Genomic DNA, 10,711 nt, shown 5'->3' with positions numbered 1-10,711 from the left:
TGCCAAAAATCCTGATAATATTTTTTATAAATATAGAAACAATAATTAATGTAACTACACTTTCAAGTTTTTACTTAAAGTATAATTTATAAATACCCTACATGTTGTTAAGATTTTCTTTAACAAATTCGTAAGTCATTTCAGCCACTCTCTTATTTCCCGCCTCTGAAAAACCGTGGCCTTCTCCAGGAAACACTTCAAATTTTGAATGAGGATATAACTTTGATCCACTATTCCCATACTCTAATGGTACAACTTCATCTTTATCACCATGCATAATCAATGTATTCTTATTAAATTTGCCAATATGTTTGAATACATCATAACCATGAATTGATTCAAAAAATATTCTACCTAAAGTCATGCCCCAAAATTCTTGTATATCAGGAATGCTTTCAATAGTAGGAAATCTTTCATTCCAATTATCTGCAATACATAAAGCTGGATATAGAAGTAACATTCCTTTTATCTTTTCCATATGCTCCTCTGCAACTAAAGCTGTTACCAAACCACCTTGGCTTGCACCAAATAGAAACACATTATCTTCATCCACATTATCCCAACTTCTAATTTCATCAATAACTGCAGATAAATCTTCTTTTTCTGTAAATATGGACATTTCACTAGTCTTTAGTTCACTTTTAGAATTAACAGAGCCTCCACAAAAATCAAAACAATATGCTCCAACACCATTTGTGGCCAAATACTCACTGTTCATAGCGAAATCATTATTATTTCCATTATAGCCATGACTAAATATAACTACTGGGCATTTTTCCTTATTTTCAGGCATATAAGATACTCCATATATTTTCCTTCCATTGCCGTTTATAATTACTTCCTTCTTAATACACTTATTCATAATAACCTCCAAAATTTACAAATTACTTGTTTAAATTAAATATTTTGTATACAGGTAATTAATAATATTTAGTTCATATACACAAACCAAACTAATAAACTTAATATTCATGAAAAAGATACTTTTGCATTTCAGTAAAAAGTATCAACTATTTAGAACTCTCATTATTTTTATATCTACGCCAGAGTTTGTCCCAACCAACTCTCCAATTAATATATCATAATTAAGAAATTGCAAAGCCTTACTATTAGTTATAATTTTAGGATAAGTTCTTAATGGACCAGCTTTATATTTTGTGTTTTCATTACCATTGTTCTCTATAAAGATTTCACAATTTTCACCAGTATGATCCTTGCCTTTAAGCATATATCTTGCAGATAATGTGTGCCTGTCCCCAAACTTACCAATTATCTGAGTATCAATTCCTCCTGGCAATATTTCTCCTTCAAAATACTTTCCAGTTGCATTGCCACTAAATGAAAGCATTAAAACTGAATCACCATATTCATTGTGCATTTCAATAGTTTTATCTATTTTAACATGTATAGTTAATACTTCTTCTACTTCCAAATTACTCTCCCTCTCTATTTATTACTTTTAATTCAAAATTGAATTTATATATTCTTCACTTTTATGCTATTTTCAATTTGTCCAAATGGCTCTTTCTCTTTTTCTCATTATACCGCCAAGAAGTTTTCTAACATACGTGCTGTATACTTGCCAAGCACAGCATAATGATCTGTTATGCACATAACATCATCAGCAAAAGACACCTGTTTCTCCATAACAATCTGGCATAATTCTGCTAATTGTATGTATAAAATTCCACATCTTAATATGCATGGTTTCTGTATTGCCATTTATGTTTCGCCTAAGCGTATGAGCAATGTACTAATTAATAACTTACTCCATAAAAATACATGAGTTTTTTTTAACTATAATCAATCTTTTATAAAGCTAAATAGAAACAATTAAAGCTATTCTAGATTATATTCATGATATTATTATTTTCCTTGTTTACTGTAATCCTATTTACTAAATCCGCAAAGTTATAATTCAATATATAGTATTTATAACTTTTATAGTATTAGAGTCAGAAAACGTATACACGCAAAACAACTGTTATATTCATAATATGACTTATATGATATATTTAACATCAAAGATATTTTACCACCAAGCATTCTATAAAACAAACTTATATTGCTAATAACACATAAATTTGTATGATCATCTATACTCAAAATTATTGAATAAACTTATCATGATTTCTGGTGTAATTAAATTATCATACTCAGCCATTGCATCATATTTAGACCTTGAATAGAGATGAATTTAGCAAATCTTTATTTTTCAGCTATAGAATTTACTTTCAATAATTGCAAGCATAGCAATTTGATATTCCAATATAGCAAAATAATTTAGCACTTGAATCTACTAGAAATACAAACTCTATGCTTCCATGGTAATTGCAACTAATCATCTATCACTATCCTGTGGAGATCAGTATTATGATATATTCCTTTTTCACAATATTGAAGTGATGTATTATTCTCCTATGCTACTAACCGGAAAAAATATATCAACTTCTAACTCGTCCTCCTTCTCGCAAATGTAAGAAGAGAATATTTCAAAGGATGGGAACATGTCCATTTCATAATTGTTTGCATTTAAATCATACATAAAAACTTGATTTAAACTCTTTTGGTAATCTTCCATAGTGCCAATATGCTTGTAAAATATATAATCATGTTCAGGCAGTGTAAAACCTATCATATTCTCAGGAACACTTTCAAGGCTTGATACCTGTACTGCAAAAACAAAAGAAAATATGGAATCAGGTACTAGATTTTTTCCTAAGGAATCTATGCCCGAAAATTGATATACTTTATCAGCCTTGACTACATTAGGTATCTTAGCTATTCTGTTACCAAATTCTCTAATACACTTAGGAAAGTCTTTCTTATTAATGTACTTTGTAAGGTGTATCCCAACAAAATTCATAGTTTCCTTATGAACTATAGTTAAAGGAATAGCTGGTTCAGCAGTTAAAAATTCTTCTTCAAACTTCCTTTGGAGTTCTTCCTCACGCATTAATTGAGCTTCTTTTCTTTTTTTATATTTTGAGCTTAAGATACATAAGCTCTCATCCACCGCTTCTAAGGTCTTTCCAATGATCTCAATGTTTCCCTCTGGCATAATATAGGTACATAATCTTTCAAATTGTTTTTGCTCCTCCTCGGACATATCAAAAACCATCATATCCATAAAATTAATACCTTTATAATCTGAAGAAGGCTTATCATTTTTTAGATTTTCTGTCATTCTGTACTGTAGCGTCTTCCACTCTTCCTCATCAGTATCTATAGTTGATTTTAGTTCCTCAGGAATCACTAGATTTGGAGCATTATCCAAAGCTTTAACTAAATCCAACCAGGCTGATTCCTTTTCTTTGTTGTCTAAAGGCTCTGTTAAGAATATGCTGAAGCAAAAGGATAATACTTTGCCATAAAACCCTGGAAAGATTCTCTCTATCTCAGCAATCATAAACCCTTCACGTTCTTTTTGACTCATCTCTAGAGCTTTACTCAATATATTCATTTGATCTGTAATTTTTTTAATATCAGTTTTATCTTCTTTCAAGTTATTAACACAAGAGGACAAAACAGTTTCGCACTTTTTCATATCATCAATTTGTTTTGAAAGCTTTGCAGTGTATTCCAGCATAACCTTCATAAGCGCTTCAGGACTTTCTAAGGCAGCTTTAATTTCTTTCACAGAAAGCCCGAAGCGTCTTAAGGTTGCTATTTGCATTAATAACTCCACATCTTTCTCAGAGTAATCTCTATAGCTGTTTTCCTGTGATACAGATGGTTTAATCAATCCGTTTTCTTCATAATAATTAAGAGCTTTTTTTGTAAGTCCTGTTACAGACATAACTTCACTTATTTTCATATAGACCTCTTTTCAGCTAAACTATCTAAGTTCAATTTTACTAAATAAATAGTCACTTAAAAACATTATTATCATAATAATCACAATAGAAATTATAACAAACATTACTAATGCCAACATTACATTTTTCAAATAGATTGCAATTATCGCTGCTGTAGCTGCTGCAGGTGCAACCATAATATAAGATACTAAAGCTGAAAGCATTGAATTCTTTCCATTGTCATTTGGCGGAGTAATCAAAACAGTAATTACAACACTAAAATAGCATATGACTATTGAAGTAACTGCAATAAGCCATAAAAGCAATACTTGTAAAACCGAGGTTTTAGTAAAAAACATAAGAGGAAGCAGCATCAAGGTATCAGTTTTAACACTATTTACTATCTGCTTAGTATGTAGTGCTAAAAGTTTTTCAGCAGCACTTCCTGGCAAGAGAAATAGGTACTGTTTTTTAAGCTCATACTTAAGAGGAGAGGATATTTGTGCTGATGTAACAGCTCCTTGTAAAAATATTAATATGAATAATGGATAAAAACTGTTAAAATCTTTTGTTCTTAATACATAACATAAAGCCACTGATGCAATTAAAGCAATTACGTATCCAAACACGCTGCCTTTTTTAGCGGTTCTCTTGTTTATTATGGAACTCTTCCAAATAAAACCCCATGGTCCTGTAAATTCTTTTGTATTAAAAACTTCAACAGACTTATTTTTCTTTGTATCTTCTAGGTTATCCACTATGTCATAAATATTAGTTGAAGGTGTATTTAAGATTTTTTCATGATAGTTTACAGAGTCACCAGCTTCTTCATAATATTCAGCGGCAAAGTAGATCGCACCTAGTAGCATTGCCGCTGTAACAATAGCTAATGCAATAGTTTGAACTATAGGTGCCTTATTAGGTACAAAAGGAGCTATTAATGCATCCCTTAGCCAGCCTGCAATAGGGATATTCGAAAAGAATCTTCCATTTAAGGTGTTTACTAAAGTATCTAATATATTTTTGCATCCTGCAACACTATAAAGTAAGCAGACGATTATTACCCCTGTAAAACCATATACACAATATTTAATAAGCTTACCTAAGTTAAATCTATTGGACAGAGTGTAGGTAAGAAATATTAAAGCATTTCGCAGTAAAGGAAATATTAATACTGCTATGATAACATATATCAGCTTAGATATATGAATATCAGATACCTTTGATATAGCCATAGCCATAACTACAATTAACAAAACTGAACTTACTAGCCCCTTTATGCATTTTCTTATTATGGTAAAGGCATAAATTGTTCTTGGGCTTATTGGTGATGGAAACAAATAATTCACATCAGCAGAAATAAACTGCGAAGGATCATATTTTGTCACAGAATTTTTGATTGTCAGTATTAATAATAAAAGTAATATTGCCATTGCTATAGCAGCTAATAAATTGGGCTTTATCATTTCTTTCAGTATATTTGCGGCGCCTCCGCCCTTTCTCGTGTATATTAAAAGGAGAAGTATAAAAGGGAAAAGAAAGGAACCTATAGCTTTTATTGCAGTGTATGGATGCTTTAAAGCTTCTATAAAGTTATTCTTATATTGAACTATTTCTATATATGCTAAAGTAGTTAAATCTCTAATTGAACTATCTCTCATCTTCAGTCACCCCTAAGAATATATCTTCAAGCGAAGTATCCTTAGAAACTTTCATTTTATTTCTAAGTTCTTCTATGGTTCCCTCAGCAAGCACTTTTCCTTTTTTCATAACAATAATCCTATCACATAAATTCTCAGCTGTATCTAGCATATGAGTACTTATAAGAAGGGTTTTACCTTCTTCCTTTAAGGTTCTAAATGCATCCTTTAACTCTCTTACAGCCTTTGGATCAAGCCCTATAAGAGGCTCATCTATAAAAAAAATCTCTGGATTATGAATTAAGGCACAGCATATAGAAAGCTTCTGTTTCATTCCCTTTGAAAGATTTTTGCCAAGCTCATCTTTCTTATCCAATAAATCAAATTTAGTTAATATTTTTTCTCCATTATCACTCCAGTTGCTTATTTTATAAACAAGAGCCATAAACTTTAGATGCTCCCATACTGTAAGCATTGGATATATATCAGGTGTTTCAGGAATATAAGCTAATTTATATTTTACATCCTTGGACTTATTGTCTGCTCCATTTATAACAATAGCTCCACTATTTTTTCTAAGCAGCCCTAAAATACACTTAATAGTCGTAGTTTTACCAGCCCCATTAGGTCCAGTTAGAGCAACAATCTCTCCTTTATTTAGTGAAAAGCTTATACCATCAACGGCATTAGTGTTTTTATAGCATTTTTTTAAATCGGTTACTTGTAATATTTTTTCTTCCATCATTAACATCTCCTACTGTATTGGTTGATAAAATTCTAACGCGGTCCCTTGGGGAACAGTCAATAGGAGAATTTTAAATTTCTTAAGAAATTTTCTTTTTAATGTGAAAGTTAGGTTTATAAGTAGATATCCTTAGATGGTATAGAGTTTCTAAATTCACTTGCTGCTGTGCCACTTACATAAAATTAGAGGACTAGCGCTATTATTAAAATAACACCAATCCTCTAAAAGGTTTTATTTGGTGGGTTTTCTAACCTGTTTCAATTATTTATTTGTTATTAATACAACACTATCCACATGTGTTGTCTGTTGATAAGGAACATGCTTCCTCACTCTCGTTTGCAGTATAGGAATACGTTTCTTCACTAGATGAATCTCCTTTAAATTTACTACAATCCTTTGATGCTTTCAATCCTGTTTTAAACACAAATGTAATCATATAAGGATTTTTTTCTCCTTCTTCTGTCTCTCCACCTAGAATAACTTCTTCTACAACAGCATCAAATGCAGCTCTATCAAATTTCTCAATTGGCTTATTACTATTAAACATCTTTCTAAATTCATCAATTCTTTTCTTATTTATATTTTCATCTTTAAAATTTGATTCCATATCAAACTTTTCCGCTTTTAGTTTTTCTATAGTTTCACATAATTCATTATATTTTAATGTATAATTTTCTTTATCAATTTCTCCTTCCATTCTCATATCCAAAAGTTTTTTTATTTTATCTTCATTCGACGCTATTTTCCTCTCAATAGATCTTAATTCTTTTTCTGAGTTTGTTGTATTTATTCTTTTTTCTGCATCTTGCAGAAACTCTTCTATAACTTCTTTATTATCTCGGCACATTATATTAAAAGATTCCACAAAAGCTTGTTCAATTATTTCCTCGCTTATACCCTTACTATCAGGGCAATTTTTCTTTCCATGTTTACAGGCCACAACACATTGCCACACATATTTTTCATGATTATATCCGCTATGCCACGTCCTTCTTGTCGCTGTTGCTCCACAGAAAGCACACTTTATTATACTACTAAAAGCGTATTTTCTACTATACTTTTGCCTTACACCCTTAGTAGTGCTTGTCTCACTTCTTTTGTTAAGTATCCTTTGAGCTTCTTCAAACATTTCTTCTGATATAATAGGTTCATGATGGTCTTTAAGATAATATTTCTCTTCCTCGCCCATATTTTCTAATCTTCTATGTGAAATAGGGTCAAGAGTAAATGTTTTTCCTAATAATATATCTCCCTTGTATTTTTCATTCTTAATAATTCCTCTAACTGTGCTCTCTCCCCACTTGGTATTACCTCTTTTAGTTTTGTGTTTAAGTTTAGTTAGTTCTTTTGCTATTACAAAACATCCTGCGCCATCAATATATCTTTGAAATATGTACCTAACTACCTCTGCTTCTTCCTCATTTACTGATATACTTTTGGTAACAGAATCATAATCATATCCTAAACAGCCTTGAAATCCTACTAACTCCCCTCTTTTCATTTTCATTTTCAAACCCATTTTAACATTTGCAGAAGTAGATTCAACTTCCTGCTGTGCTAGTGAACTTAGAATTACTAACAGCATTTCACCATTCATTGTTAGTGTGTTAATATTTTCTTTTTCAAATAAAATAGCTACATTTCGTTCTTTCAATAATCGAACATATTTTAATGTATCTAATGTATTCCTTGCAAATCTTGAAATAGATTTTGTAATTATTAAATCAATCTTACCATCTAGTGCATCATTTATCATGCGCTGAAAATCTGTTCTTTTAAGCACTTGCGTTCCAGTTATTCCCTCATCTGCATAGATATCAACAAGAGACCATTCTGGTTTTGATTCAACTAATGATTTATAATGAGAAACTTGAGAGTTATAACTATTTATTTGTTCCTCAGAGTCAGTACTAACTCTACAGTACGGTGCAACTCTCACTCTTTCAAAAATTTTACCACGTCTTCTACTTTTTGTACTATCAATATTTGCCTTAATTATTTGAACTTCTGCCACATTATCACTCTCCATATTGTATTCCTATTCATCACAATATATATTATAGAACGAAATACACATTGAATCAAGACAAGCTATTCTTAATTTTACAGGTTTTCATTATTTCATCTTTAATGGCTTCATATTCCTTTCTTGTAATCTTATTTTTGCTTATCAACTGGTTTAGTAACGCTAGCTTAATGCTGTATCTTATAAGATTATTCATTGGTTCCTCCACTCCTTAATCAAAGTATTAATAATATATTTAATCTCAATCACTAACTTAAAATCAGGATGTACTTCTTGTTCGTTTAATAGTAAATAATATATTTGTATGGTATTTGACCTCGCCTCCCCCATACATGGGAATACTCCAAACTGCTAGTGGCATATATTTTCTAGCATCATAGGTTTTAAACCTCTCCCCATTATGGCGAGTCGGACTCTGGAACTTAATCTCGACTATCCGAAAGTATCATTATCCCTTATGTGGGTCATCGCGGGTTACCTGCCATGGCAACCATGTTTCTCTTGTTATATCCTTTTCAGGCTTCTTGCCGCTGTCCCAATAGGACCACATAAGTAAAGTATCTGGAGTACTGAACTATATATTTTTCAAAGAACAATTTAAACCCATAAAATTCCTTATTATTATCAAAAGCTTTAGGAATTTTCTAATTCGGAATAGCCTTGGATTAATATCCTTAAAAGCTATTACATAAAGTAAATTGTGTTTTCTTCATTAAAAAAGCAACCAAAATTAAAATATTTTTATAAACTTTTTATAAAAAATAGCCCAAAGCAGCAAAATCAGCCGTTGGGCTATAATCTAAAGAATTAAGTTTTTACATTACTTCTCTCTATTAATGTATCTTTCCATATCAAACCTTCTAATGCAACGAACAAATTCAATCATTAAATTCTGTTTGCAGTCTTCAAAAAATGCTCCGTCTCGGATAGAAAGCTTATTGATTAACCGCTCATACCTCTTAATCAATTCTTCCTCTGCTTTTCTATCTCCCCTTTGGGAAAGTGCAATTAAATGAGCTGTTTCCATAATATCGTACATATTCATTTCTCCCTTCTGTTGAAAATTAAATATTATTCAACAGAAGGGGGAGGACTACGGATATGTACCTGTATAACTAACTTAGCTTTTCATTCGATTTTTAAGTTTACTTAATATTTTCTTCTTTGACTTCGTTAGAGCTTGCCTTGTGACACCAAATTTCCTAGCAATTTGTTCATCGGTGTTCTTCTCAAAGAATTTTATAAACAATAACTCTTTTTCATTCTTGCTGAGCAAGCTTACCGCTTTAGATAGCAAGTCATCTTCCAGATACCATTCTAAATGCACTACACTATTTGATGTAATGGTGGGTATAAAGTCCATTTCTTCCCAAGTATCAATGCTATCGATATTCACCATATTGCAAATTTCTTTAAAATACCTTCCAAAGTAATTCTGTGACGTAGAGTATAGAGCTGCTTTAACATAACTACTAAAACCTTTTTCAATATCCTGTAACAGTTCATCATTTTTTCCCATGTTAAAAACTCCTTTCTATAAAGTAAATTGTTTATGAGTATCAAAAAAAGCAACCAAGAGTAAAAATTTCTTTTAAATACTCAAAGTAACAGCTGCAACACTTTTGCAATTATTGATAAAATCCAGGAAAACGCAAAAAGCCATATAGTATGTGAAAACCACACTATATGGCTGATTGTGTTATATAATTATTTAGTAAATGTATAAGCCGTAACTAATCTTATGAATACAAGTTAAAAGAACATAAATTTACCGAAATTTTACTAGAAGTTATTCAGTTACAGTTTCAATAGCTTGGGTGCTTTGAATATTAAAATAGTGTAGATATTTTAGTATTGGTAAACAATAGCATATTGTATACATAAATCTTCCATTAGTTTCTATATAAATTCATTGTTCCGTGTTCCTATAGCTCTTAATATTACTATCTTTACTTTAAGAGAATTATTGTAGTGAATTAAATTTCATAGAATATAAAACAAAAAGATAAGCTTCAAGATATTAATTTTCATCGTGTTTCGTCTTCTAAAAATTAACCGTTTAGCCTTATCCCCTATCTTATTTACATTGCATCTTTATTTTTTAAGAAAACTTTTAGCTACTTTACTCCACCTTCCCTAACAAAAAACTTATAATGAGTATAATAAATACAACAGATGTTATTCTTGCATACAAAAAGTCTTTCTCTTTGATGAATACCAAAATTGATACACCAACTCTAAACACAGGAGTTAGAATTAATATTATAAGTCCTGTAAGAATTATTGCATAAGGTTTAAAAGCAATTAATCCCCTAAATATTTCTGATGGAGTAGTAGGGAAATAACTCCCGCTATATCCACTGTTATTAGTAATTAAAAACATCAAGAGTCCAATAAATACAACAACAGCACTAAGAATAACACCTATTCTAAGAAAGTTACTTATAACTATTTCCATCTCTTCTATTTTACTCTCATTTTTATTTTCCATTATTGCTTTAAC

General features: G+C 30.8%; 11 protein-coding genes. All 11 read right to left on the bottom strand.

The features are described 5' to 3' along the window. Positions 1-97 precede the first annotated feature (97 nt). The 11 genes from C1I91_RS15150 to C1I91_RS15100 all read right to left on the bottom strand — a co-directional run bounded on the left by C1I91_RS15150 (position 98) and on the right by C1I91_RS15100 (position 10,699). Entirely contained in the window at positions 98-862 is a 765-nt protein-coding gene (locus C1I91_RS15150) for an alpha/beta hydrolase family protein (protein ID WP_128213610.1), read from the bottom strand. Positions 863-1,006: 144 nt separating this feature from the next. Continuing rightward, the gene (locus C1I91_RS15145) at positions 1,007-1,432 is read right to left on the bottom strand and encodes a DUF3237 family protein (protein WP_128213609.1); all 426 of its coding nucleotides are present in this window, start codon (positions 1,430-1,432) and stop codon (positions 1,007-1,009) included. Positions 1,433-1,539: 107 nt separating this feature from the next. Further along, positions 1,540-1,722, bottom strand: a complete 183-nt coding sequence (locus tag C1I91_RS15140; protein ID WP_128213608.1) for a hypothetical protein — start codon at positions 1,720-1,722, stop codon at positions 1,540-1,542. 688 nt (positions 1,723-2,410) lie between these two features. Continuing rightward, positions 2,411-3,817, bottom strand: a complete 1,407-nt coding sequence (locus tag C1I91_RS15135) for an effector binding domain-containing protein (RefSeq protein WP_128213607.1) — start codon at positions 3,815-3,817, stop codon at positions 2,411-2,413. Positions 3,818-3,838: 21 nt separating this feature from the next. After that, positions 3,839-5,458: a putative ABC exporter domain-containing protein gene (locus tag C1I91_RS15130; RefSeq protein ID WP_128213606.1), complete on the bottom strand. Its 1,620-nt coding sequence runs from the start codon at positions 5,456-5,458 to the stop codon at positions 3,839-3,841. Then, positions 5,448-6,167, bottom strand: coding sequence for an ABC transporter ATP-binding protein (locus tag C1I91_RS15125; RefSeq protein WP_420808476.1), 720 nt, complete (start codon positions 6,165-6,167; stop codon positions 5,448-5,450). The genes C1I91_RS15130 and C1I91_RS15125 overlap by 11 nt, the downstream gene beginning before the upstream one ends. A 301-nt stretch (positions 6,168-6,468) precedes the next feature. Continuing rightward, complete coding sequence (locus C1I91_RS15120; RefSeq protein WP_128213604.1) at positions 6,469-8,196, bottom strand: recombinase family protein; 1,728 nt, start codon at positions 8,194-8,196, stop codon at positions 6,469-6,471. A 67-nt stretch (positions 8,197-8,263) separates the two neighbouring features. Then, complete coding sequence (locus C1I91_RS15115; RefSeq protein ID WP_128213603.1) at positions 8,264-8,404, bottom strand: conjugal transfer protein; 141 nt, start codon at positions 8,402-8,404, stop codon at positions 8,264-8,266. Positions 8,405-9,028: 624 nt separating this feature from the next. Next, positions 9,029-9,247, bottom strand: a complete 219-nt coding sequence (locus C1I91_RS15110; RefSeq protein WP_205694217.1) for a helix-turn-helix domain-containing protein — start codon at positions 9,245-9,247, stop codon at positions 9,029-9,031. An 81-nt stretch (positions 9,248-9,328) separates the two neighbouring features. Next, positions 9,329-9,727: a sigma-70 RNA polymerase sigma factor region 4 domain-containing protein gene (locus tag C1I91_RS15105; protein ID WP_128213602.1), complete on the bottom strand. Its 399-nt coding sequence runs from the start codon at positions 9,725-9,727 to the stop codon at positions 9,329-9,331. A gap of 603 nt (positions 9,728-10,330) precedes the next feature. After that, the gene (locus C1I91_RS15100) at positions 10,331-10,699 is read right to left on the bottom strand and encodes a DUF1634 domain-containing protein (RefSeq protein WP_128213601.1); all 369 of its coding nucleotides are present in this window, start codon (positions 10,697-10,699) and stop codon (positions 10,331-10,333) included. Between the last annotated feature and the right edge of the window lie 12 nt (positions 10,700-10,711).

Origin of the sequence: Clostridium manihotivorum, from assembly GCF_004015185.1 — a bacterium.
Lineage (GTDB): Bacteria > Bacillota > Clostridia > Clostridiales > Clostridiaceae > Clostridium_AR > Clostridium_AR manihotivorum.
The sequence above is the reverse complement of the archived record's forward strand: the minus strand, read 5'-3'. Positions and strand labels throughout refer to the sequence as shown.